The following is a 25088-nucleotide window of genomic DNA, read 5'->3' as shown; positions in this document are numbered from 1 at the left end:
CGGTGGTCATCAGGCCGGACTACGCCAGCTTATTGGGAGCGCTTCATCCGGCCTGATGACCCCCTGCGTCGCGCTTGGACGATACCCTTCAATGAAGCGTCAGGCACGGTGCAGACTGTCCAGATAAGGAAACCAGCTACCCGGACGAGTAGGTCGCCGCTATCGAGCGGTCTGAAAGGATCTTGCATGAAGAATACGATGCACGCCGGCCTTGCCGCAATCGCCGCGCTGGCGCTGCTCCTGCCGACCGGGGCCGCGCTGGCCGCAGCGCCCGGGCGCGGGACCGACGATACGCAGGCCGCCGCCAACATCCGCGCCCTGTTGCAGAACGATCCCGTGGTACCGACCGTCGCGCCGCGCGGCGCGGACGTCACGATCGTGCTGTTCTCCGACTACCAGTGCCCCTACTGCAAGCAGATCCACCCGGTGATCCAGCAACTGCTGCGCGAAGACCGGAAAGTGAAGGTCGTCTATCGCGACTGGCCGATATTCGGGGCGGGATCGGTCGAAGCCGCCCGCACGGCAATCGCCGCGAACTATCAGGGCAGGCACGCTGCGTTCAACGATGCCATGATGCAGACGCCGGGGCGGATTACCTCTCAAGGGGTGCGCGCGGCGGCCGATCGGGCCGGGATCGACTGGAACAGGTTGCAGGGCGACCTTGCGATCCACGCAAAGGATATCGACGCAGCCATCACCCGCACCAATCTCTACGCCACCGTGATGGGCCTCAAGGGTACGCCGGGCATCCTTGTCGGCCCCTATCTGATCCCCGGCGCGGTCGACATCGCGAACCTTCGGCGCGTGGTGGCCAGAGCGCGCGCCAATCCGACGGGCGCCTGACCGGAGCCATGCCGTTCAGCCCCCGTGCCGCCCCAGAAACGCATGGAGCAAGGACGGCCATTGCCCCACCGGCGCGTTTGCGGGGCCAATGCCGAAACCATGCCCGCCCTCCTCGAACAGGTGCGTTTCCACCGGCCGTCCCGCGCCGCGCATGGCATCCAGGAACAACATCGTGTTCTGATAGGGAACGGCCTCGTCATCGAGGGCGTGAACCAGAAACGTCGGCGGCGTATCGGCACCGACGTGCTGCGCGGGTGAGCGCCGGCCGATCAGGGCGAGCTCCGGCGCGGGGCCGAGCAGGGTCTGCGCGGAAAGAGCATGCGTATAGGGCGGCGTCACGGCAATGACCGGATAGATCAGGCCGGCGCAGTTCGGCACCGGGTCCAGCTCGTCCGCAGCATCGCGCGCGGCATAGACCGCTTGCCTTCCACTGGTGATGAGCGAAGCCGCCAGATGCCCGCCGGCCGAAAACCCCACCACGGCGACGGATCGGTCGATGCCGAAGTACGCCGCCCGCGACCGGATGAGGCGCATGGCGCGCTGCGCATCCTGCAGCGGCACGTCCCAGCGATCGGCCCAGCCCTCGCCCGGCAAGCGATAGATCAGGACGAACACGGTGTAACCCAGACCCGTGAACACCCGCGCGACGTCCAGTCCTTCGTTGCGGCTCGACACGAAATTGTATGCGCCGCCCGGGATCGCCAGCAGGGCGCGACCATTGCCTTTCTGCGGACGGAACACCCGCATTTCGGGCCGGATCACCCCGGTAATGAACGTGGGATCGAGCGTGGCGGACTTCGACGGCGCCACCTTCGGCGCGCCGGGCGGCTGCCCTTCCCAAAGCGGCAGTGCAGGCGCCTCCAGCCACGCGGCAGACAACTGGCCCGCACCCTGCGGGATCTTCAGGGCTTCCCTGGCGGCTTGCACCGGCCCGTTCGTCAGCAACATTCCACTCCCCAGCAGCACCTGCCTGCGGTTGATCGGCCATTCCATTCCATTCTCCCGCAACAAGCAGGCCGGAAAGCTTCCGACCATCCGACTCCCGCATACAACCCCGGTCCGCGACAGGCGGGACCGGCGGGCACGCCACCGCCGGCCATCCTGCCACTGCCGACCACGTCCGCCAACCTCCCGGAACCGATGTCATACCGTGAAAATGCACGATTGCGTAATCGATTGCTCTATCCTAGGATCGGTCGCGCGGATTGGCCAGCACGAATTGCCATCAACCAGGGAACGGCAAAATTACGGGGTTTTCAATACGGGTATAAGCGGAAGCGCGCTGCTTCCGACAGGGACACAGGCGCCGTTCGAGAATTTTAGTGTAACGTTTACGCGAGGGCCGATCCTCGCCAAGGCAAGCGAGAGGAATATTTCAGTATGGCGACCATGGTCACCGCAAACGGCAATCGTGGTATGCCTGAGTCCACCTTGTGGACCGCCGCCGACCTGTCCTCCCTCACCCTGACATCCGACAACACCATCCCGGCTTTCGCGCTGGACGAAACCGTGCGCGTGCCCGGCTTCGATCTGTGGGACATGTGGCCGGTCGAGCGGGCCGATGGCTCCCTGCCCCGCTTCGATGGCGCCGCCCTGTGGATGGTGCTGACCGCCCCGGCGGGGGAGGATCCGGACGCGCGCCATGCCATCGCGCGCATCCACCTCGCCAGCGAGAAGGGCGGTTGCTGGACCTTGCACCAGCCGGTGTTTCCCGATGGCTTTACGCCGGGCGACCGGGAATGGTCGGGCTCGGCCGTTCTCGACGAGACGGCCGGGTTGCTCACCGTCTATTTCACCGCCGCCGGGCGGCGCGGCGTCACCCCGCCCAGTCTGGAACAACGGCTGTTCGCGGCGCAATGCGGGTTCGAAGCGCTGGATGGCACGTTTGCGCTATCCGGCTGGTCCGGGCTGACGGAAGTCATCATCGCGGACGGCCGGCACTACAGGGTCGCGGACCAGACGGAAGGGCGGGCGGGAGAAATCCTCGGCTTCCGCGATCCCGGGTTCTTTCGTGATCCGCGCGGCGGCGGAGACTTCCTGTTCTTCACCGGATCGTGCGCACGTTCTTCCTCGCGCTGGACCGGCGTCATCGGCGTCGCCACGGCGAGCGATGGCGAAACCTCCGGCTGGACCCTGCGGGCGCCGGTGCTCAACGCGGCCGGGCTGAACAACGAGCTGGAACGCCCGCACATGCGCGCGGTGGATGGCAAATATTACCTGTTCTGGTCGACACAGGGCAAGGTCTTCGCCGAGGACGGCGCGGCCGCGCCGACCGGTCTTTATGGCGCGGTGGCGCCGACCCCGCTGGGACCGTTCACGCTGCTCAACGGGACGGGGCTGGTTGCGAGCGTACCCGAGCAATGCCCCGCGCAGGAATACAGCTGGTGGGTCATGAACGATCTGCAGGTGATCGGTTTCGCCGATTATCCGGGCATCGGCGACATGGCGTCGATCACCGAGGCCAGCCAGCGCCGAGCCCATTTCGCCGGCTATCCCGCGCCGTTCTTCCGTATCGCGCTAGATGGCGCGACATCGCGGGTGGTCGCCTGAGCGATAGGCTGGGCGATACTGGCCCGTTCAGCTCGATCCGCGCACGATCAACCGCGGCTCGATCTGCTGCGATGTCGTTTCCTCTCCGCCGATGCGCCGCAGCAGGGTTTCGGTCAGAAGCTGCGCGCCGTGGCGCAGTTGCTGGTCGATGGTGCTGAGCGGGGGCGACATATGCTCACCGATCGGCAATCCGTCGTAGCCGATGACCCTGACATCGTCCGGTACCCGCCGCCCCAGATCGCGCAACGCGCGGATCACGCTGATCGCGGTGACATCGGAGCCGGCGACGATCCCGTCGGGCATCTCCGACAAGGTTTCCAGCTTCTGCCTTACATCCGCGTAGGCGGCATCGGGCTCGAAGTGCGTCGGAAGTTCCTGCAACGGCGGCAGACCCGCTTCCAGCACGGCCATGCGGGCGCCATCGATACGTTCGCCAAATTCCGAACCATCCACCGGCCCGGCATAGGCGATGCGCGTGCAACCGCGTTCGACAAGGTGCATGGCCGCCAGCCGCCCGCCCAGCCGGTTGTCCGAACCGATCGAACAGTGATGCTGGCCCGGCGAATGGCCGCCCCACACCACCATCGGGCGATAGCGGCGCGAAACGGTTTCAATGATATGGAACTGGTCCGACTGGCCGACGACGATGATCCCGTCGACCCGGCCGCTCGCGATGAAGCGGTCCATCCAGCGGTCGTTGCGTGGCAGCACGCGCGACAGCAGCATGTCGTATCCGTTCTCGGCGAAGGCATCGGCGAGAAAGCCTGTCATCGTGTTGAAGAACGGGTCCGAAAGGTGCTGCAATGCTTCGTGGCCCAGCGGAACGAGCACGCCGATCGTCATGGTGCGCTGCGTGCGCAGGTTGCGGGCGGCGATGTTGGGCTGGTAGCCGAGCTTTTCGGCGAGCGCGGAAATGCGCTTGCGCGTTTCGTCGCTGACGCGGCCCGACCCCGTGAGCGCGCGCGAGGCCGTGGCCGTCGACACACCGGCCAGTTCGGCAAATTCCTTGAGATTCTTGACGCTGACCATCTGATCCTTCGTGTCTCGGCTCCAAGCCTTCAGGCGCAAGCCCTCGATACCCCGGCGCAACACCTACACGCGGTTGCGCAACCGGCCAATGGCCTGCTCCGCCTCACCGCAGGCTGGCGCGCGCGTCCGCGTCGCTTTCCGCATCCATGCGCGGTGAACCGTCCAGACGCAGCGAGGGAAAATTGGCGGCCGAAACCGCCTGCCATTGCGGCAAGGCCGGCGTATCGGGCGAGCCGGTTGCCGCAAAGGCCAGCAGCGCGCCCGACATCCTGGCAGCCAGATCGAGCGCCTCGTGACCTCCGCCGGTCATCGAGGCGCACTTTCCGGCGTTGCCGAACCAGAAGGGGATATCAAGGCAGTGGAACGCCATCGGCCGTCCATCAAGGATCGGCGTCTGCCACGTGAACCAGAACAGATGAGTCGCTCCAGCCCCGGCAGCGACACGCCGCCGCGCCTGATCGATCACCGCCTGCCGGATCGGGGCCGTGGCGATCCGCGACCACAGGGCGAAAGGCGCCGCATCGGGCGCCGTGCGCCGGAACGCCTCCAGCACAGGTCCTGCGCGCCCGGGCACGAACTTCTCGACCCGGGCGCGCAGGCCTTCGGCATCCAGATCGTTCACGTCGGGATTGTTGATGCCGGTCACGAACTCGTTGAGCGTCGATCCGATGATCAACGGCACCTCGGGCATGGTCCGAGGCATAGCCGGATCGACTGCATCGGGCAGGATCGTCCTGCCATCGACGACCGGGGCAAAGTTCAGCATTTGCGGCAGGCGGCGAACGTCGAGAAACCCATCGAACGGCGGGTTGACCCGGGCGGCCACGCGCGCGGCAGCGGCGCGCAAGGTCGCGTAGGGCATGGCCTGAAGCCGCGCGAGATCACCCTTGCGCACGCCCAGTTCCTGCAACAGGAGCGCGGAAAGCCTGGCACTGCGCTCCGGTGTGTTGAACTGCGCGAAAGAGCCGCTGAAAATGGCGGCCCGGTGAAACAGGCCGCGCGCCGCCGGCATTCCCATCAGCGCGCTCACCTTGGCCCCGCCGCCGGACTGGCCGAACACGGTGACGCGCGCGGGATCGCCCCCGAACTCCGCGATATTGTCCTTCACCCAGCGCAGCGCCGCCACGATGTCCAGCATCCCGGCGTTGGCCGAATCCCGCAGGTCTTCGCTCCATTTGGAAAGATCGAGAAAGCCAAGGACGTTGAGGCGGTGATTGAGCGTGACGACCACGGCTCCGCCGGTGCGCGCAAGATTTTCGCCATCGAAAGCGGGAATGTCATGCCCCGAACCGGCCGCGAAACCGCCGCCGTGAAGCCATACGAGCACCGGGCGGCGCGCGTCGTCGCATCCGGCGGTCCACAAGTTGAGCCGCAGGCAGTCTTCATCCTCCACCGCATCGTTCCAGCGGAAGATGAAGGCTTCCTCATCGTTGAACCGTCCGGTTCCCTTGTCCTGCCGCGCGATCGGGCCGTAGTGCAGCGTGGAGCGAACGCCCTGCCACGGTTTGACCGGCTGCGGCGGCTGGAAGCGGTTTGCCCCGGCGGTGGACGCGGCATAGGGTACGCCCTTGAACATCAGGACGCCGCCCTGGCGATATCCGCGAATGCGTCCGTTGACCGTGCGCGCCGTCACCAGCGCCGGGTCGGTCGTGATCCCGTCGTCGGGAACCATGCCGTTCGTGGCCCTTTCGCCTCTCCCGGCGGCGGAAGCAGCCGCGGGCGCGGAGCCAAGCGCCAGGCCCGCCGCCACCGCGCCCTTGATCAGTCCCCGACGATCGAGTCCCTCGCTGGTGTCATCACGCCGCGCCATGGCTGAGGCTCCCGCCCCCGGAACGGCAGCACCTTCTCCCGCTGGAGCCGGTGCCGCCGCGTCTCGGGTCAGTTGGTATTGAGGCGGAACGTCACGCCGATCGTGCGCGGGCGCGGCCCTGCGAGCAGCGTGGGGCCGTTCGCCGAGGTCGGTCCGCGCAGGTCCGAAAGGTTGTCACCGAACAGGCGCACCTCGTAGCGGTCGAACCGCACGCCGATGCTCGCCTGATAGAGCTCATACGGGTTGATCTCGTTGACCGTGGCATCGCCCAGGCGCGAGCGGCCCACGAACGTCGCAGAGCTCGTCGCAAAGAGCACGGCGCGGCCGATGTCATGCTCGTAGGTCGCGTCCAGACGGAAGTTGTGCGTCGGCGTGTTGAGCAGGCGCAAGCCATTGGCAATCCGCGGATCGGCCCCCGAGAAGGCGGGCAGGACGCGCGTGAACTTGGAATTGTTGACGTTGCCGATGGCGTTCAGCGTAAGCCCCCGCAGCGGGGTGCGCCAGGACAGCTCCATGTCGATACCCTGCGCCTTGCCATCGCCCAGATTGGCGAAGGCGGAGAGGCCGATCGAGGTGTTGAAGGCACTCTGGATGTTCGTGTACTTGATGTCGTAGAGGCTGACGGCGACGTGCAGCGCGCCATCCAGCAGCGATCCCTTGGTCCCCACTTCCAGGTTGCGCAGCTTGTCCGGTGTCAGCGAGATGCTGCTCGGCACGCCATCGGCGATCACCGCGTCGGCCTGCGCCTTCGATTGCAGGATGCCGCTGCGGAAACCGGTGCCCGCGTTGAAGAACAGCATCCAGTTCGGCGATGGATTGATCGCCAGGTTCGCGCGCCAGGTCAGCGCATCGGGCGTAGCCTTGCTGGTCACGCCGACCCCGTTCGAAACCGAATCCGACGAACGGTGATCCTTGAAGTAGCGCAGCCCCACCAGCGGCACGACCTTTCCATCGAACAGCGAGTAGCTCACTTCGGAAAACACGGCCGCGTTTTCGGTCTTGGTGATCGTCCGCCCGTTCAGGGCCAGCGTCGGGAACGTCAGATTGAACGTATAGAGGCTGCGCGCGTTCTGGTAGTACACGCCCGCAACACCCTTGAACGGGCCGGCACCGTTTGTCGCAAGACGCAGTTCGTTGACGAAGCTGCGCGCATCGCCGCCGTTGTTCAACACGCCGATGCCCAGCGGCGCGCCCAGATTGAGCCCCACCTGGAAACCGCCGGGCAGCGACTTCTGGTACGATGTCGCGTTGGTCAGCGTGAAATCGCCGATCTCGCGCTCGATCGTGTTCGAGACGTACCACGCGCGCCGGCGGTCATAGCCGACCACGTCGCCCTGGTACGCGGCATAGGGCGGATCAAGCGAGTTGATCACGTTGAGGTACTTCTGGTCCGTGCTGAAGTACCAGCCCCGCGCGCGCACTGTCGTCAGTTCGTCCGGCTTCCACAGCAGCACCGCCTGGATATCCTTGGAGATGACGTAGTTGGCGTCCTTCTCGCGCGGGGTGCCGGTCGGCGCGCCCGAATAGATGTCGGCCGTGCCCGCGCGGCGGTCATAGCCACCGCTGATGCGCAGCGCGAGCTTGCCCGGCACCAGCGGAACGGAAAAGGCGCCTGCCCCGCGGTAGTTGGGATCGCCCGCCTCGCGCGTGCCCGAAAGCTCCAGCTCGCCCGCGTAGGTGATCTTCTCGAGATCGGGATTCTTGGTGTGGTAGATGATCGTGCCCGCCGACGAGCCAAGCCCGTAAAGGGTGCCCTGCGGCCCGCGCAGGACTTCCACGCGATCGATGTCGAAGTACTGGACCGGCGGCGCCGCCTGGTTGTTCGGCACGCCGAACGGTGTGTCATCGAGGTAGTAGCCGATCAGGCCATCGCCGATCGGGCCGCCGGCGCCCGAGCCGCGGAACGAGAAGATGCGATAGCCGGCACCGATTTCCTGCGCCTGCGATGCGCCGGGGATCAACTGGATCAGGTCCGCCCCGTCACGCACGTTGCGCTGCTTCAGCGTATCGCCGCTGAACGCCTGGATAGCGAGCGGCACCTTGTCGAGCCGGACCGAGCCGGACTTCAGGGCGGTGACAACGATTTCCTCTGCGCTGGCAGTGTCGCTCGCCTTGTCGGCGGCGGTTTCCTGCGCGTGCGCGGGAGCAATCCCGCACGCCGCCCCGCAAGCTGCCATCGCAACAGCGCATAGCAGGCGCGTGTGCAGAGATTGAATATGCTGGTGAGCCTTCATGATACCCTCCCTTGTTTTGCAGTTGAGTAATCGATTACGCATTTGATGTCAAACCATGCACAGAAGCCAAACACCCCTGCGACCGCTATGCCCCGGGCCGGTCTCCACTCCCCTTCAGGAAAGCCGCCCCCAGGGCGAGCTTCCACGAAGCGGTGAACGTCCGGGCCGCGCGGGATGCCGGCGCGATGAAATCGAAACCGTGGTAAGCGCCGGGAACGACCAGCATCTGCGTCGGCACGCCCTGCCGGATCAGCGCCTGCGCATAGGCGATGTCTTCATCGACGAACAAATCGATCGCGCCCACGCCGATGAACGCCGGCGGCAGGCCGGCCAGGTTTTCCACTCTCGCCGGCACTGCGCCGTGCGGCACCGAGGCCATGCCCGCGGGTTGCCCCAGCAGGCTGGTCCAGCCGACAACGTTGCCCGCCTCGTTCCAGCCGATCGTTCCGATGAACGGCGGAACACGCCGGATGCTGCCGGTGCGATCATCGAGCATCGGATAGATCAGCACCTGATAGCACAACGGCACGCTCGCGCGATCGCGCGCGGCAATCGCCAGCATGGCGGCAAGCCCGCCGCCGGCACTTTCGCCCTTGATCGCAATACGATCCCGGTCAACGCCCAGTGCTTCGGCATTGGCATGCAGCCATACCAGGGCCGCATGGCAATCCTCCAGCGGCCCGGGAAACCGCGTCTCGGGTGATAGCCGGTAATCGACTTCCACCACCACGCAATCCAGTTCCTCGGCAAGGGTCTGCGATGCGGGAAAAGTGTCCTCCATCCGGCCGACGATGAAGCCGCCACCGTGGATATGCAGCACCGCCGGTCGCAGCATGCCATCGCGCCGCGCCCCGATCACCGCGACGCCGACATCCGGCTGGCCTTGCGCACCGGGCACCCGCCGAAGCTCGACCGCCGGCGCGGGCGACGGCAGCGCGGCGGGTGGGGGCGGCGCTTTCGCCCGCATTCCAAGGATCGCCTTGTGATCGAGCGGATCGGGCAAAGGGCGGGAAAGGATCAGCTTCGCGCCTTCGCGAAGTTCCGGATCGACCATGGTCAATCCGTCCGAATCGGCGCTCGCGATCGCGGGGCTCGCTCCCGCGCGGCCAACTCCAGCCGCCAATATCGCCGGTGCGGCTGTCGCTCCCAGCGCGGCGATGCCGAACGTTCGTCGCGTAAAACCCACCTGCAATCCTCTCGGCCATTCGCTCCTTCAAGCGGGAGCGCACTCTGCGTAATCGATTTCTTACACCTTGCGACGGATAATGCAATCGATTACGCAGGCTTTCGTCATCACGGCGCGGCCGGCAGAAAGCCGTCCCACGAATTGAACGAACGCGCAGGAGAGGATCGAGCGCATGACCAGACCGGCAAAGGGTGCAAGCAGGATGCTGCGCGCGATAGTGGCGCTGCTGGCTTTCCTTCAGGGTTCGCCCTCGATTCACGCGCAAGACACGCCGCCGCCGCAAGTCCGTGTCGAGGACGACGGAACGGTCCACGTTCCCGCGATGACGGTGCCGGTATCGGCGATGCTTAGCCCGGAAGCGAAGCGCTATGTCGCCGATCACCTGAAGGCGATGCAGAACCCGCAACAGGTGCGCCAGAACAATGGCGTCCCGGTGTTCATGGAGCCTTATCTCGCCGAAGCGAAATCCACTTTCGCCTATGCCATGACCGAACGCAGGCTCGGCGGTGTCCGCGTGTTCGACTATGCGCCCAAGGCCGGCATTGCCCCGAAGAACGCGCGCCGCGTGCTGATAAACCTGCACGGCGGCGGCTTCATGGGCTGCTTTCCCGCATGTGCCGAACTCGAATCGATTCCGGTGGCGGCACTCGGACACGTGCGCGTGGTTTCCGTCGATTACCGCCAGGGACCGGCCTACCGGTTCCCCGCTGCCAGCGAGGACGTGGCGCTGGTCTATCGCGAACTGCTGAAGAGCTATCCCGCCGCAAACATCGGCATCTACGGTTGCTCCGCCGGTGGCATGCTGACGGGCATGGCGACGGCCTGGTTCCAGAAGCATGACCTGCCAAGGCCAGGGGCCGTCGGCATCTTCTGCGCCGGCCTCACCACCTCGGCCAACGGCTTCGGCGGCGATGCGGACTATATGACGGCCGCTGTCGGCGAAGCTCGCCCGGCCCCCAAATGGCCCCCCAGCGCCGATGCGCCATGGACCTCCCTGCCCTACTTCGCGGGCGCCGATCCCAGGGATCCGCTCGTGTCCCCCGGATCGTCCGACGAAGTGCTGCGGCAGTTTCCGCCGACGCTGATCATCACCGCGACGCGCGGATTCGAGCTGAGCTCCGCCGTCAGGACGCACAGCCGCATGGTGGCTCTGGGCGTGGATGCGGACCTTCACGTCTGGGAAGGCCTGTTCCACGGCTTCTTCTACAAGCCGAACATGCCGGAATCACGGGAAGCCTATGACGTGATCCTCAAGTTCTTCGACAAGCATCTCGGGCAATAGCGGCCCGTGATCAGGCCGGCGCGCCAAACGCGGCGTGCAGGCTCGATTTCCAGGCCTGCGTGAACTCGCGGGAAACGCGGGCTTGCGGCACCACGAAATCGAAAGCGTGGAAGGCGCCGGGCGTGACGTGAACGCGCGTCGGCACCCCGGCCGCGATCAACCGTCGCGCGAAATCGAGATCTTCCTCGACGAACAGGTCCAGCGCGCCCACGCCGATGAAGGAGGAGGCCAGCCCCTCCACGTCGGCAACGCGCGCCGGGACGCTGTTTTCAGGCACTTTGGCCAATCCTGCGGGAACGCCGAGAAAGCAGGACCACCCGAACCGGTTCGCCTGAGCCGACCAGCCGACCGTGCCAATATGTGGCGGCGCGGTTCGCGTCGATCCCGTGCGGTCATCGAGCATCGGATAGAGCATGACGAGGTGGCGGACCCGCACCTTGCCGCGATCGCGCGCCATAAGCCCGACCAGCGCGGCAAGCCCTCCGCCCGCGCTTTCCCCCATCACGGCGATCCGTGCGGGATCGATGCCGAGTGGTCCGGCATTCGCCGCCATCCATTCGAGCGCGGCATAGTTATCGAGCACGGGGCCGGGGAACGGCGTTTCGGGAGCCAGGCGATAATCGACGTTGACCACCACCGCATCGAATTCCGCCGACAGGGTCTGGCAGAACGCGGTCATGTTCCTCGCGCGGCCAGAGATCATGCCACCGCCATGGATGTGGAGAATGGCCGGACGGCCCGATGTGGAAGGCTTTGCGCCGATGACCTCGACCGCGACATCAGGCGCCCCGGCCAGGCCAGGGATCGTCTGCAACGCCACGGAGGGCGCGGGCGCATCGAGGAGGGGCGGGGGAGCCCACGAGGCCCGCATCGCCGGCAGCGTCTCTCGCGTGGGTGGTGGGAACGTCTGGCGCAACATCCCGCGCGCCGCTTCGCGGAGCTCGGGATCGAACAGCCGCAAAGGGTCTGCCGCCTCCTGGGCCAGTGCGCGCGCCCAGCCTAAGCCAGATGCGCCAAGGCCAGGCCACACGGCAAGACCCGTCCCCAGACAGGCCGCGCCGAAAAACAGATCTCTGCGGTTGAACTGCAAGCACGCCTCCCACGCCAGAACCGCTCGATAGCACAGCAGGTTTGGAACTCGAAGCAGGCGCGGCCATGACAGGGCTGCGATGGGCATGGACCTTGCCAGCGTCAGGACTAATTACCGGCGCGGTCCAGGCGTCGCGATCTGGTTTTGATAATTTGACAAAAATATCTTTTCGTCACATTTCTTGTTCGGGTCGCAACACGGCGGCGCGGGAGAGATGGATGGTCGACGATAGCGCGCTCGCTGCAAGCCGGGCGATTACCGGGGCAACGCAGGGCGGAGACGACGAGAAAGTCGCCGAACGGCTCAGGGCCTTTCTGAACCGGCAGGCGGCGCTCGGTGGAAACATCGGCGCGATCCGGATCGACGCTGGGCGCCGTTCGGCCGGCGCCTCCAGCGGGACGATCCTTTTCGACGCCGACATTGCGGGCGAAAACCAGCTGCCGCTGCGGCTCGTGTTCCGTTACGATCTTGGTGGCGCGTTCTTCAGCCAATATTCGCTGCCGCCCCAATTCTCGATCATGCAGGGCCTGCACGCGCGCGGGCTTCCGGTTCCGAAAGCGCTGTGGCTCGACGCCGATGGCGCGGTGAACGGCAAGCCCGGACTGTTCATGGAACGGATCGAGGGGATCGCGCCAAGCACCATGCCGTTCAACGAAGGCCCCTACATGGCCGTGGACGCGGCCGGTCGGCACGCCATGCTGCTCGAAGCGGCGCGGACGCTCGCGCTGATACACGCGACCTCTCCCGGTGGTCTCGCCGACGGGCATTTCGCGCAGCGCGGGGGCGATGGTCACTATCTCGATCGCGAGATCGGCTGGACACTGACCGAGCTGCGGCGAACGATTCCGCCCGCCGCGCAGGATGCAAAGGCGGATTTCTACCGCGACATTCGCCAGACGCTGGAGACGGTCGCCGACTGGCTGACAGCGCAGGCGCCGCGCCACCGCGCCCCCGAACTGGCGCACGGCGACGCGAACATATCGAACTTCATGTACGGCGAAGACGGCAAGGTTGTGGCCCTGCTCGATTGGGAACTGGCGCACCATGGCGTCGGGGAAGCAGACCTTGCCTACCAGATTGCCGGGATCGCTCATTTCGCGCTGCTCGCGCCGCCCGTCGATGGCATTCCGACGCCCGACGAGATGATCGCGGCCTACCTGCAGGCGCGCGGGAAGCTCGACGACTGGGCGTTCGCACAGGTGCTGGGCGAATGGCGCCTGGCGGTCTTCGCCTCGATGGGCATGAGCCGCCTGCCCCCCGAACTCGAAGACGTCGAACGCACCTATTGGACCGCGACACGCAAGCGCCTCGCGGCGCTGGTTCCGGGGATCGGTGCATGATTCCCGCCGAGGATATCATCGTCCTGCCGGTCGAGGACGAGTGGCCGCACGCCCCCGAACCCGACGCGCATTGGCAGGAAAGCGTGGTTCTCTGCTTTCAGGACATCGAGCAGGGATTGGGCGGCTTCATCCGGATCGGCCACCACCCCAACCTGGGGACGGGCAATTGCACGTTCGGCGTCGTGGGGCCGGGCGTCGGCTACAATCGTTCGCGGATCGACGTGCCGATGCGCGAGGGCGACCGCTTCGCGAACGGCTTTGCGATCGACGGATTTCTGACCGCGACCTTCGACAGCGCGACCAATCGCTGGACCGCCAAGGATGACGATTGCGCGCTCGACCTGCATGTCGAAAATCTTCATCCGCATTATGACGCCTGGGCCTTGTCCGGCCTGACCGGCGGCTTCCGCGAAAAGTTCGCGGCGATGCACACCGAGGTCGCAGGGCGGGTTCATGGAACCATGCGGATCGGTGACCGGACATGGACGGTCGACGGCTTCGGGCACCGCGATCACAGCTGGGGGGTGCGCAAGCACGACGATCCCGAGGCCGCGCTCGCCACCTTCTTCTGGCTCGTCGGTTCGTTCGGACCCGACCTGATCTTTAGCATGAGCGAGTCGATCACCTTTTCAGGCAGACGCAACCGCACCGGCTTCGTGATCCGGGAGGGCGAACTCGCCCGCCCCCTGACGCTGGATGCGCGCTTCGGGGTGACGCTCGACGGCATAACGATGCGCGATGCGCGCGTGACCTTCGACGCCGCCACGCTCGGCACGCACACGATCGACCTCGAAGGTTTCGGCAATGTCGTCCTCGGCATGGGCGGCCGCTATCTTGAGGTGGGCATGCCGGCGCGGGGGCACTGGAACGGTCGCACCGGCGGGGTTCACCTCAGCACCATGTTCAATGCACGCGGCGGGACCGGCCAGCCGCCGATGCTGTTCGGCACCTCGTCCGCCAACGGGCTTTACCGCGAGCAGGCCTTTCAGGAGGTCCGGAAACGCTAGCGCGCGGAGAGATTGCGCTTTGGGGATAACCGCTCTCCGAGGTCGGCGACAGAGGACTCAAGGATCGAAAATCGCTTTTCGACAACGGCATTCGTTCATTTGTCGAGCGCAGGCATGCTGGTCGAGCCAGCATCGCCATTGACCAGAATCTCCACCACTGAAATGCTTTAGGGATGAAGCTGCGACCATTGCGAGCAATCGCCCTAGCCTTTTCAGGCATCTCCCTTCTCCATGCGGTAGCGAGCCGAGCCGCACCACCCCCGCACGACGCCGTCTATTCCGATGCAACCGTCATCGATGGAACCGGCGCACCGGCGCGGACGCATCAGGACATCATCGTCTCGGACGAACGCATCGTCGCGATCGTCCCGCATGGTAGCGCGACCGGGCGGGACGGACCCGGCGCGCGACGTGTTGATCTATCCGGCCTTTTCGTCATCCCTGGCCTGATCGACAGTCACGTGCACATGGCAACGCCGCCCGAGCCAGTCAGGGCGCGCGCGCGACTGCGGCGCGATCTTTTTGGCGGCGTGACCGCAGTGCGCGACATGGCCGACGACATCAGGCTGGTCGGCGAACTGGCACGCGAGGCACGCTTCGGAGAAATTCCAGCGCCTGACATCGCCTATGTCGCCGTGTTTGCCGGACGCCCCTTCTTCGCCGACCCCCGCGTCGGCTCGGTGAGCAAGGGCTATGCGCCGGGAACCGCGCCGTGGATGCAGGCGATCGACGAGCAGACCAACATCGTGCACGCCATCAGCATGGCACGCGGCACCGGCGCCGCGGCGATCAAAATCTACGCCGACCTGCCGTCCGACCTGATCGCCGCGATCACGCATGAAGCGCATCGCCAGCACATGCTCGTGTGGGCGCATAGCGCGGTCTTCCCCACCCGCCCGGCCGATGTCATCGACGCGGGCGTCGATTCCGTGAGCCATGTCTGCTACCTCGCCTATCAGGCCGAGCCGGTCATGCTGTCCTCCTATGAGGATCACACACCGGTCCACGAAAACCTTCTAAAGCAACCCGATGACCCGGTCATGGCTGGTCTGTTCGCCGATATGGTGCGCCGCGGGACGATCCTCGATGCGACCGGCAGCCTGTTCGTGCGCTATGACAAGGAGCGGGCGGCCCATCCGGAACGCAAGGCGCTGCGCTGCACCGGCCCGACCACGACACGTCTGACGCGACAGGCATGGCACGCTGGCGTACCGATCTCCGCCGGCACGGATTCGGTAGCGGGTGCCGGAAGCCAGTGGCCCGATGTCTTCCCCGAGATCGAGTTCCTCGTCCGCGATGTGGGCATGCCTCCGCTTGCTGCGATCCATTCGGCCACCGCCGTCGGCGCGCGGGCGATGGGACAGGGACAGGACATGGGCACGCTCGAACCAGGAAAGCTCGCGAACTTCGTCGTGCTGTCTGCCGATCCCCTCGCCGACATCGGCAATATCCGCAGCGTGCAGATGACGGTAAAGCGCGGTCACGAATACCGCCGGGCAGACTATCGCCCGGTAACGGCCGACGAGATGGGTAACGACAATGACGACTGACAGGCGCACCTTTCTGGGCGCGGCATCGGGAACCGCAGCGGTCGCCGCGCTGGGCGTTGCGGGCAAGGCGAGCGCGCAAGGACATACAATGCTCATCGTCAATGCGCTCGGCGGGATGGACGATCCCAACCATCCTCACGGCAATCTCGTCCCTGACCTCTCGCCGCGCGTGCTGGCCGAAGCGCACGCGTCGGGCCTGACGGCGATCAACGTTACGCTGGGTTATGTCTCGGGCGAGGAGGATCCCTTCGAACTTTCGGTGCGCGATATCGCCGCGACCGATGCGCTGGTTCGCAAGCACGCGCGCGATGTACTCAAGGTCCATACCGCATCGGACATCCGCCGCGCCGCGCAGGAACGACGCATCGGGCTGATCTACGGCTTCCAGAACGGCGCGATGATGGGCAAGGACCCATCGCGCGTGGATATTTTCGCCGGGCTTGGCGTGCGCGTATTCCAGTTGACCTATAACCCCGCCAACCTGCTCGGCGACGGATCGATGGCGCCGGAGAACCGCGGCATCACCGCGCTCGGCCGCGAAGTGATCGCGCGATGCAACGCAAACCGGGTAATGGTCGACCTGTCGCACAGCGGCGAACAGACCTGCCTCGATGCCGCGCTGGCCTCGTCCCAGCCGATCTCGATCAATCACACCGGATGCCGTGCGCTGACCGACCTGCCGCGCAACAAGACGGACGCAGAGCTTCGTCTGGTCGCAGAGCGTGGCGGCTTTGTCGGCATCTATTTCATGCCCTTCCTCAATCCCACCGGACACGCCCGCGCTGCCGATGTCGTCGCGCATCTCGACCATGCCGTGAATGTCTGCGGCGAGGATCACGTTGGCATCGGAACCGACGGATCGGTCACGCAGATCGACGACCTCGTTGCCTATCAGGCCGCGCTCGCCAAGGAGATCGCGGAGCGTCAGGCAGCCGGGATCAGCGCGGCGGGAGAGCGGGCGGACACCTATCCCTTCGTCGTCGACTTGCGCGGGCCGCAACAGTTCCACGACCTGATTGCCTTGCTGAAGGGCAAGGGCTGGACCCAGGCGCGGATCGAGAAGATCATGGGGCTGAACTTCGTGCGTTATGCCGAAGCCGTATGGGGCGCGTGACCGGGTGAAGCTGATCGATCGCGAAGAAGTCGCGCGCCGACTCGACCATGTCACCTGCATCGCGCTGGTGCGCGAAGCGATGATCGCTCTGGCCGAAGGGCGCACGCGGCAGCTTTTGCGCGGGATCATCGATCTGGGCAAAGGCGACATGTTCGGGGTAATGCCCGGCGCGATGGACGGTGCCGGCTTCGGCGTCAAAGTGGTCAGCATATTCCCCAACGCGCCGGGCGGCCGCTCGCACCAGGGCGTGATCGTCATCTTCGACCGCACAACCGGTGCCCCGACGGCGGTGATTGAAGGCGGCGAAGTGACTGCCATCCGCACCGGATGCGCATCGGCCGTCGCGACCGACGCCCTGGCGAATAGGGACGCGCACCAACTGGCCGTGCTGGGTACCGGCGAGCAGGCGTGGCAGCACATTGCCGCGATCCGCCATGTTCGCGCGCTCTCGCGGGTCACGATCTGGGGGCGCGACCCGGCCAGGTCGGCGGCGCTTGCCTGCCGCGTGGAACGCGAGCTGCAACTGTGCGCGCGTAGCGCACCGGACGTTCCCGCCGCGGTCGCACAGGCCGACATCATCTGCACGGTCACCGCGGCCGACGTGCCCATACTGTTTTCGCGCGACATCCCCGACGGCGCGCATGTCAACGTGGTAGGCTCCAGCCGGCTAGGTCCGGCCGAGATCGATAACGCACTGGTCGCCCGTGCCCGGTTCTTCCCCGACCACCGCGAAGGCGTTCTTGCCCAGGGCGCCGAGTTCCTGAACGCCCGTGAGGCAGGACTTGTCACGGACGATCATGTCTTGGCGGAGATCGGGCATGTCCTCAATGGCGACACGCCAGGGCGCCTGGGCCAGGCGGACGTCACGATCTACAAGTCGCTCGGCTCGATCGTACAGGACCTTGCCTGCGCAGCCTATCTCGCAGGTGTGTGAGCACACCCGCTCTCATTCCGGCCGATGGCGATCGGACGAACTTTGCGGCCATTCGCAGCGCAGGAAAGGTTCGGGCAAAGCCGTCATGAGTTCATGATCTTCCGGTACCGCACTGGGCAAAGTTCGTCGATTACATCGGTGGCTCAGAAGATCGGGGGGGGGGGGGGTCGGGCACACGCTGCTGGAACGGATGAAGAGTCGGCATATTTTGCCAAGCCGATCATGTCGGATAGCTGCCGCAACGGCCACGCCGGAATGCGCGCGCGGTCTAACCTCCCACAATGGTGTGCGAGCGTGCGAAGAAGATGGGCGAGCGCGGAAGGTCGATAAAGCGCTGCTCGTCCTCGAACAGTTCGCGATTGGCGGTACGCCGCGCCGGGTCGTGGCCACTGCCGAGCAGATCGGCCTCGCTGTTCCAGCCGAGTTCGGCGACGCCATCGAAGGGCTGATCGGCCAGCCTTCCCTTGAGCAGGCCCCCGAGCACGGGATCATCGAGCCGGTGATGCTGGCGGTAAAGCGCCAGGCCGATGGTCGGCGCATGCCGCGCGACGAGCGGCGCGTGCGTTTCCAGCCAGTAGGTCTGGAATTCTTCGAGACTGAGCGACGGCAGCCGATGAAGGCAGAACAGCATCCGGATCATGGAACGACCTTATCGCGCCTTGTAGGCGATTGGCAGACGCTTCAGCCCGCTGACGAAATTGGAAGCGACCCAGGCCGGATCACCAGCGAGTTCGATCGCATCGACGCGCGCCAGCAATTCCTCGAAGAAGATGCGGATTTCCATCTTGGCAAGATGCTGGCCGAGGCAGAGGTGCGGACCATAGCCGAACCCGAGGTGACGATTCGGCGGGCGCGAGAGGTCGAAACGGAACGGGTCGGGAAAGGCTTCGGCATCGCGATTGGCCGAGGGATAGCACATCATCAGATGCTCGCCCGCCCTGATCGTCTTTCCGCGCAGCTCATAATCCTCGACCGCGGTGCGGAAGAAGTGCTTCACCGGTGTTACCCAGCGCACCATCTCATCGACCCCGCCCGCGGCAAGGATCGCGGGATCGGCGCGCAGCCGCTCCATCTCCGGCGGGTTCTGCAGCAGCGCGAGCAGCCCGCCCGCGATCGTCGAACTGGTCGTATCGTGCCCGGCGGTTGCGATGATGATGTAGTAGGACATCAGTTCGAGCGTGCCGATTGGCTGCCCGTCGACCGTCGCGGTCGCAAGCAGCGTAGCGATATCGTCGGACGGATCGCGGCGCCGCGCCTCGGTCAGCTCGGCGAAATAGTCGCTGAAACCCTTGATCGTCGCCGCCAGATCGGGCTTGGGGCCTTTGCGGATGTCAGGATCGTCGGGGCCGAAGATATCGCGCGTCAGGACGAGCATCCGCGCCTCGTCCTCGGCCGGCACGCCCAGGATTCGCATGATGACACGGAGCGGATACCAGACCGCGACATCGTCGACGAATTCGCAGGTTCCGCCACGCTCCAGCATCTGGCCGACGAACTGCCGCGCCAGGGCACGCAGATCCTCTTCGAGCGCCTTCAGCCGCGCCGGCATGAACCACGCCTGCGTCAGCTTGCGGTGCACCATGTGATCGCGGCCGTCCATATGGACGATGTCGCGCAGCATCAGCGCGCTGCCGCCGGTCAGCTTGCGCACCTGTTGCTCGACCGAGACCGGCCGCAACATCATCCGCGGTGCGTTCAGGAATTGCGCGGCGTTCCGCTCCACGTCCTGAATATCCGCGAACCGGGTGACGCTCCAGAACGGTCGATAGTCCGAAGGCTCGGTCCAGTGGACCGGGTCCTCGTCTCGCAGCCGGGCGAAGAGACGGTCATAGGCATCGGGATCGGCATAGGTCGCGGGTGCGACGATCGCGTCGTCGTCGATAGGCGGCGCGATCATCACCATCAGAAATTGAACCCCACGCGCACGCCATAGGTCGCGGGCGGCGCGGCGCGCGCGTTGCGGACGATCCCGCTGATCGGCAGGCCGCTGTCGAAGTATTTCTCGTTGGTGATGTTCGCGGCGTACAGGGAAACCAGCCAGCGGTCATCGGGCGCTGTATAGGTCAGGCTGGCGTCGACGAGTTGCATGCTGCGCGCCGTCGCCCCGCCCGTGCCCGTCAGATTCTCGGCGTCGAAATAGTACCCGGCGTTGTGCGATGCATCGACCGACAGCTTCAGTTCGCCATCACCGATCGGATATTTGACGTCCGCGCCCAGCGAGACGACGAACTTCGGCGCCCCCGCCAGCCGGTTGCCCTTGATGAACAGCACCCCGGCCCCGCCCGCCGACTCCACGTCGCGATCATAGCTGGTGTCGAGGACCAGGCCGTTCGAGCGCAGGGTGAACATCGGCGAGACCCGCCACAGCAGATCATATTGCGCGCCGGTGATCTTGGCCCCGGTTCCGTTGACCAGGATGTTCGATCCGCTCGCGGAGTCCGTATAGGCAATGTGGATATTGCCATAGTTGTAGTGGAACGCGCCGATGTTGAGGCGCGCATCGGGCGACAAGCGGATCTTTGCCCCGCCTTCGAACGAGGTGATCGTCTCGGGCTTCACACCGGGGCTGAGCAGATTGGTGTTCGAGAGGGTCGCGCCCTTGAACCCGGTGGAGACGCCCGCATAGAGCAGAATGCTGCCGGTGTCGTACTGGATGCGGCCGGTATAGGTGAACTTCGATCCTTTCAGCTCCTGTCGGCCCTGGTTGGGGATACCGAAGACGTTTCTGGGATCGGCAAGCGACAGAAAATCGGTGTTGGTATATTTTTCGTCCGTGTAGCGCCCGCCCGCCGTTATGCTCAGCTTGTCGGTTATCGGCACGGTGATCTGGCCGTAGCCGGCAATGGACCTGTTCTGCCAGCGATTGTCGGCGGTCAGCGCCGATAGCGGCGGCAGGTCGCCGGTGAGCAACACATCGCCGGCAGCGTCGAGGTAGAGCATGCCGGCGATCCACTGAACGGGCGAATTCACCGAAGCGACCTGCAGTTCCTGTTGCCAGGTGCGCGACGGAAAATCCCCGGTGAAGCCGACGGAGCCGCCTTGAAAGCCCGCCGGATAGCTCTTCGGGTCCGCGAACAGAATCTCGGTCGCCGATAACGACTTCGCCGTCTGGTATGCCGTCAACGAGCTTATTTCGACCGACCCGAGATCGAGCGTGGCTTTCGCCGAATAGGTTTCGGCATTGAGCTGAACGAAGGAGCCCGCCGGCCCCGGCCGCAATATGCCGCGGGTCGATCCGTTGGCCTCGTTTTCGTAAGTCGCGCCATGTTCACCGCTGAAGCGCAAATTCGCCGCCGCGGCGAACGCGTCGGCGGGCGAAACGCCGAAGCTCTGCAGAAAGCCGGCATAGTAAAGCTGCGATCCGTTGAGGCCCGTACCCAGCACGTTGAGGTCGAGCCCGACCGCCTGATAGCCCTGACCCGACCGATCGTCGGATTCGAAATGTTGCGCGCGGAGCACGAGGTTGAACTGCTCCGATGGCTTGAAGACAAGAACCGCGCCAATCGACTTGGAATCGCGATCGTAAAAGTCGGCGTTGCTCGTCCCGGCGCCCGAAGCGTTGAGATTCTTGATGTACCCGTCGCGCTTGCGGATCGACCCGTTGACGGAGAAGGCGAACATCTCGCCAAGCCCGCCCGAAACGATCCCCGACGCCTCGCGATTGTTGTAATTGCCGTACCCCGCGCGGAAGCGGCCCGAAATGGGGTCGCCCGGCCGTGGCGTCTTGGTCGTCACGACGATCGCGCCGCCGGTCGCATTGCGGCCATAGAGCGCACCCTGCGGCCCTTCGAGCACCTGGACCTGCTCGACATTGTCGAGGTCGAAAGCGGCGCTTGTCAGGGTCGCGATATAGACCCCGTCGACATAGGTTGCGACGCTGGCCGCCTGCCCCGCTCCGGTGACGGTGGAGCCGACGCCGCGGATGAACGGCGTGACGTTGCTCGCCTGATTCTGGACCGTCAGCGACGGCGTCAGCTTGGGCAGGTCCTGCAGGGTGGAAACGTTGCGCGCCTCGAGCACTTCGGGCTCGACCGCGGTCACCACGACCGGAACCTTCTGGAGACTTTCGGACCGGCGTTGCGCGGTTACGACGATATCGGCCAGTCCTCCGCTGCCGGCGGTCACACCGTCTTCCGCGGCCGACGCGCCGGCTTCCTCCGCCCAAGCCGGCGAAAGGTTCATCGTGGCGATGGCGACACTGGCCATCAGAACAGCCTTACGCATCTTCGTCTCCCTCCAGATCGTGAAGCTTTTCGCTTCATCTTTCCGCTTGCCAGTCCGAGCCGCTGTAGCTCATACCCCGACACGACAAAAATAGATATTCGTCGTATTTTATTCTGTCAACATGCATCTTAAATGCTCATTTAAACGGGCGATTTCGCAGGTTTCCGGCGAATTGGAGGGAGAGGGAATTGGCAAGCAACGCCCCGATTCGGACCCAGACGACAAGCTTCTGCCGGCTCTGCGAGGCCTTCTGCGGGACGGTGGTGACGGTCGAGGACGGCCGCCCGGTCAAGCTGACACCCGATCGCGACAATCCGCACACGCAGGGGCATATCTGCGTAAAAGGCGCAGCGATCATCGACATAGCCAACGATCCCGACCGCGTGCTGCGGCCGCTGAAACGTGTCGGCGGCCCCGGCGAATTTGCCGAGATTTCGTGGGATCAGGCGCTCGACGATATTGCGACGCGGCTGAAGGCGATCATCGCCACGCACGGGCCTCAGGCGGTCGCGACCTATTTCGGCAATCCCGGCGCCTTTTCGACCGACACGTTCATGTCGAGCCAATGGTTCCTTGCAAGGATCGGCAGCAGCAAGTTCTACGCGGCAGGGTCACAGGACAGCACTTCGCGCCACCTCGCGAGCTGGATTCTCTATGGCGTCGCCTTTCGCAACGCGATCCCGGACCTGCCGAATTGCGATTTCCTGATCATAACGGGCGCCAACCCTCTGGTATCGCACGGCGGCCTGCTCACCGCGCCGCGGATGCGCCACGATCTGGACGCCATTGCCGAGCGCGGCCGGGTGATCGTGATCGATCCGCGCCGGACCGAAACCGCGAAGCGGTACGAGCATATCGCGATCCAGCCCGATGCCGACGCATGGCTTCACGCAGCGATGCTCAAGGTCATGATCGGCGCAGGCGCGGTCGACGACGCCTTCCTTGCCGCGCGTTGCACCGGCTGGGACGATCTGCGCACGGCCGTCACCCAGGTCGATCTCGACGAGGCCGCGACCGCCACCGGCATCCGGCGCGACACCATCGAACGCCTTGCGCTCGATTTTGCAGCCGCGCCGCGCGCCGCGATGTACGGCCGGGTCGGCCTGTGCCGCGGCCGTTTCTCGACGATCGCCAACCTGCTGCTCGATGCGATCAACATCGCGGGCGGCAAGTTCGGCAAGCCGGGCGGGTCAACCTTCGGCGCCTTTCCGCTTGCCGAGGGCGCCGAACCGCTTTCGGGCTATGGCGAGCACCGCACGCGGATCGGCAACCTGCCGGTCGTTGCGGGGCTGATGCCCGCCGCCGCGCTGCCCGACGACATATTGCAACCGGGCGAGGGCCAGGTTCGCGCCATGATGGTCATCGCCGGCAACCCGGTGCTGTCCGCGCCGGGGGGCGAACGGCTCGAACGGGCACTCGAATCGCTCGATCTCCTGTTCTCGGTCGATCTCTATGTGACCGAGACGAACCGTTTCGCGCACTATATCCTGCCCGCGGCCACCTTCCTCGAAAAGGACGACATCCCGCTGATCGGGCTGTCGCACATGGTGCGGCCCTATCTCCAGTACGCCCGCGCGGCCGTGCCGCCGATGGGCGAGGCGCGCGAGGAACTGGCGATTTTCAGCGATCTCGCCGCGCGCATGGGGCTCGGTTCGATCGCGCCGACCCCGGGCCTGCGCTGGCTGGAGCGGCAGGGCATGGCGATCACCCCGCTGACGCTGGTTGAGCTTGCGCTCCGGCATGGCCCACTCGGCAAACGGCGCGGGAACGAAGCGCTCGGTTTCGCAAAGCTTGCGGATATGCCGCACGGAACGATGCTCGACCTGCCCCTCACCTATGGCGGCTGGGCCGACCATGTCGCTACCGACGATCGCAAGATCCGTCTCTGGCATCCGATCGTCGCCGACGAATTCGCGCGCTTCGCCGCTCAGCAGGCCGCGACAACCGACGGCGGAGAGCTGAAGCTTTTCAGCCAGCGCAAGCTCAAGTCGATGAACAGCTGGATGCACAATCCCGAAAAGCTGGCGCGTTCGCAGGGGCCGGCGCTGCTCGTCCACCCTGCCGACGCCGCCCGATACGGCCTCAGCGATGGTGGCCGGGCCAGTGTGGCGAACGCACATGGCGCCGTCGAAGTCGCGGTTGAAGTGACCGAAGACGTGATCGAGGGCGCGGTCTGCTATCCGCATGGATGGGGGCACAATGGCGGCTGGCGCCATGCCAACACCCTGCCCGGCGCGAACATCAGCCTGTTGCTCGGGCTCGGGCCGGAGGCGGTCGAGCGCGTTTCGGGAACGACGTTTATCGACGGCATTCCGGTGACGGTCACGCCGATCGCGGCCTGATCAGCGCGCCATCACCGCCGGCGCCAGAAAGTCGCGGACCAGCGCGTCCATGCTGGCGCGATCGTCGAGATCCTCGGCGGGGCGCTGAAGCAGCGCGCGATAGACGAAGCTCAGCCACCATTCGATCCGCTGGACCGAAATATCGGTGCGTCCCCGTCCCGTCGCCGCGATCCGTTCGATCACCGGCGCCCAATAGTCGTGCATCATCCGCTCGATGACCTGCGAGTGCTCGGCAAGCTCGTTGACATAGCCCATAGAGCCTTCCTCGAAGAGGCCTTCGAAGATCGGCATGGCGCGTGCCGCATCGACGAGCGCCAGCACCGCAGCCGACAGCAGCGCCTCCCCTTCCAGATCGTCCGGAATGTTGTTCTTCGCGCGCTCGTTCACCAGCGCACCTTCGCGCAGCAGCACCGCCGTCGCGAGTTGCTGCTTGTTCGGGAAGTAATTGTAGATCGTCTGGCGCGTGATCCCCGAACCCTTGGCCACGGCTTCCATCCGCAACCGCTTGTACCCGACCTTCGCGATCACCTGATTCGCGGCGTCCAATATGCGG

At 65.5% G+C, this 25088-nt stretch carries 19 protein-coding genes; 9 read left to right on the top strand and 10 right to left on the bottom strand.

Features of this window, described 5'->3' with window-relative positions; genetic code table 11:
* Positions 1-186 precede the first annotated feature (186 nt).
* On the top strand, positions 187-843 hold the full coding sequence (locus EH199_RS09165; protein ID WP_124808944.1) for a DsbA family protein: 657 nt from the start codon (positions 187-189) through the stop codon (positions 841-843).
* A 15-nt stretch (positions 844-858) separates the two neighbouring features.
* Here the strand turns inward: EH199_RS09165 and EH199_RS09160 are convergent, their stop codons facing one another.
* Positions 859-1836: an alpha/beta hydrolase gene (locus EH199_RS09160; protein ID WP_124808943.1), complete on the bottom strand. Its 978-nt coding sequence runs from the start codon at positions 1834-1836 to the stop codon at positions 859-861.
* Between the two features lie 387 nt (positions 1837-2223).
* On the opposite strand from EH199_RS09160, the gene EH199_RS09155 reads away from it, so the two are divergent.
* Positions 2224-3393 carry a glycoside hydrolase family 68 protein gene (locus tag EH199_RS09155; protein WP_124808942.1) on the top strand — a complete coding sequence of 390 codons (1170 nt, stop codon included), beginning with the start codon at positions 2224-2226 and terminating at the stop codon, positions 3391-3393.
* Between the two features lie 27 nt (positions 3394-3420).
* On the opposite strand, the gene EH199_RS09150 is transcribed toward EH199_RS09155, so the two are convergent.
* The 4 genes from EH199_RS09150 to EH199_RS09135 form a co-directional block, all read right to left on the bottom strand.
* A complete protein-coding gene (locus EH199_RS09150) occupies positions 3421-4422 on the bottom strand; it encodes a LacI family DNA-binding transcriptional regulator (protein ID WP_124808941.1) in 1002 nt (333 codons plus the stop codon).
* 103 nt (positions 4423-4525) lie between these two features.
* Entirely contained in the window at positions 4526-6232 is a 1707-nt protein-coding gene (locus EH199_RS09145; RefSeq protein WP_124808940.1) for a carboxylesterase/lipase family protein, read from the bottom strand.
* Positions 6233-6300: 68 nt separating this feature from the next.
* Positions 6301-8466: a TonB-dependent receptor gene (locus tag EH199_RS09140; protein WP_190287196.1), complete on the bottom strand. Its 2166-nt coding sequence runs from the start codon at positions 8464-8466 to the stop codon at positions 6301-6303.
* Positions 8467-8551: 85 nt separating this feature from the next.
* The gene (locus EH199_RS09135) at positions 8552-9652 is read right to left on the bottom strand and encodes an alpha/beta hydrolase (RefSeq protein ID WP_223806572.1); all 1101 of its coding nucleotides are present in this window, start codon (positions 9650-9652) and stop codon (positions 8552-8554) included.
* 172 nt (positions 9653-9824) lie between these two features.
* Here EH199_RS09135 and EH199_RS09130 point away from each other — a divergent pair, with 172 nt between their 5' ends.
* Entirely contained in the window at positions 9825-10934 is a 1110-nt protein-coding gene (locus EH199_RS09130; RefSeq protein ID WP_223806571.1) for an alpha/beta hydrolase fold domain-containing protein, read from the top strand.
* Between the two features lie 10 nt (positions 10935-10944).
* Here EH199_RS09130 and EH199_RS09125 read toward each other — a convergent pair whose 3' ends face one another.
* Complete coding sequence (locus tag EH199_RS09125; protein ID WP_223806570.1) at positions 10945-12024, bottom strand: alpha/beta hydrolase; 1080 nt, start codon at positions 12022-12024, stop codon at positions 10945-10947.
* 218 nt (positions 12025-12242) lie between these two features.
* Between EH199_RS09125 and EH199_RS09120 the strand changes: the two genes are divergently transcribed.
* The 5 genes from EH199_RS09120 (at position 12243) to EH199_RS09100 (ending at position 17969) form a co-directional block, all read left to right on the top strand.
* A complete protein-coding gene (locus EH199_RS09120) occupies positions 12243-13364 on the top strand; it encodes a phosphotransferase family protein (RefSeq protein ID WP_190287195.1) in 1122 nt (373 codons plus the stop codon).
* Positions 13361-14371, top strand: coding sequence for a hypothetical protein (locus tag EH199_RS09115; RefSeq protein WP_124808937.1), 1011 nt, complete (start codon positions 13361-13363; stop codon positions 14369-14371). The genes EH199_RS09120 and EH199_RS09115 overlap by 4 nt, the downstream gene beginning before the upstream one ends.
* 173 nt (positions 14372-14544) lie before the next feature.
* Positions 14545-15921 carry an amidohydrolase family protein gene (locus EH199_RS09110; protein WP_124808936.1) on the top strand — a complete coding sequence of 459 codons (1377 nt, stop codon included), beginning with the start codon at positions 14545-14547 and terminating at the stop codon, positions 15919-15921.
* Positions 15911-17035: a dipeptidase gene (locus EH199_RS09105; protein ID WP_124808935.1), complete on the top strand. Its 1125-nt coding sequence runs from the start codon at positions 15911-15913 to the stop codon at positions 17033-17035. Before EH199_RS09110 ends, EH199_RS09105 begins: the two co-directional genes overlap by 11 nt.
* Before the next feature lie 4 nt (positions 17036-17039).
* The gene (locus EH199_RS09100; protein WP_124808934.1) at positions 17040-17969 is read left to right on the top strand and encodes an ornithine cyclodeaminase family protein; all 930 of its coding nucleotides are present in this window, start codon (positions 17040-17042) and stop codon (positions 17967-17969) included.
* A 268-nt stretch (positions 17970-18237) separates the two neighbouring features.
* On the opposite strand, the gene EH199_RS09095 is transcribed toward EH199_RS09100, so the two are convergent.
* Genes EH199_RS09095 through EH199_RS09085 form a run of 3 tightly spaced genes read right to left on the bottom strand, consistent with a single transcriptional unit; the run spans position 18238 to position 22193 of the window.
* Positions 18238-18609, bottom strand: coding sequence for an EthD domain-containing protein (locus EH199_RS09095; protein ID WP_124808933.1), 372 nt, complete (start codon positions 18607-18609; stop codon positions 18238-18240).
* 9 nt (positions 18610-18618) lie between these two features.
* A complete protein-coding gene (locus tag EH199_RS09090) occupies positions 18619-19866 on the bottom strand; it encodes a cytochrome P450 (RefSeq protein WP_124808932.1) in 1248 nt (415 codons plus the stop codon).
* A 5-nt stretch (positions 19867-19871) separates the two neighbouring features.
* Positions 19872-22193, bottom strand: a complete 2322-nt coding sequence (locus EH199_RS09085; RefSeq protein WP_124808931.1) for a TonB-dependent receptor — start codon at positions 22191-22193, stop codon at positions 19872-19874.
* Positions 22194-22381: 188 nt separating this feature from the next.
* On the opposite strand from EH199_RS09085, the gene EH199_RS09080 reads away from it, so the two are divergent.
* The gene (locus tag EH199_RS09080) at positions 22382-24535 is read left to right on the top strand and encodes a molybdopterin-dependent oxidoreductase (RefSeq protein ID WP_124808930.1); all 2154 of its coding nucleotides are present in this window, start codon (positions 22382-22384) and stop codon (positions 24533-24535) included.
* Here EH199_RS09080 and EH199_RS09075 read toward each other — a convergent pair whose 3' ends face one another.
* Complete coding sequence (locus tag EH199_RS09075; protein WP_190287194.1) at positions 24536-25081, bottom strand: TetR/AcrR family transcriptional regulator; 546 nt, start codon at positions 25079-25081, stop codon at positions 24536-24538.
* Between the last annotated feature and the right edge of the window lie 7 nt (positions 25082-25088).

This window comes from Novosphingobium sp. LASN5T (genome assembly GCF_003856955.1).
Taxonomy (GTDB): Bacteria; Pseudomonadota; Alphaproteobacteria; order Sphingomonadales; family Sphingomonadaceae; genus Novosphingobium.
Note: the sequence above shows the minus strand (reverse complement) of the source record. Positions and strands in the feature narration are given on the sequence as shown.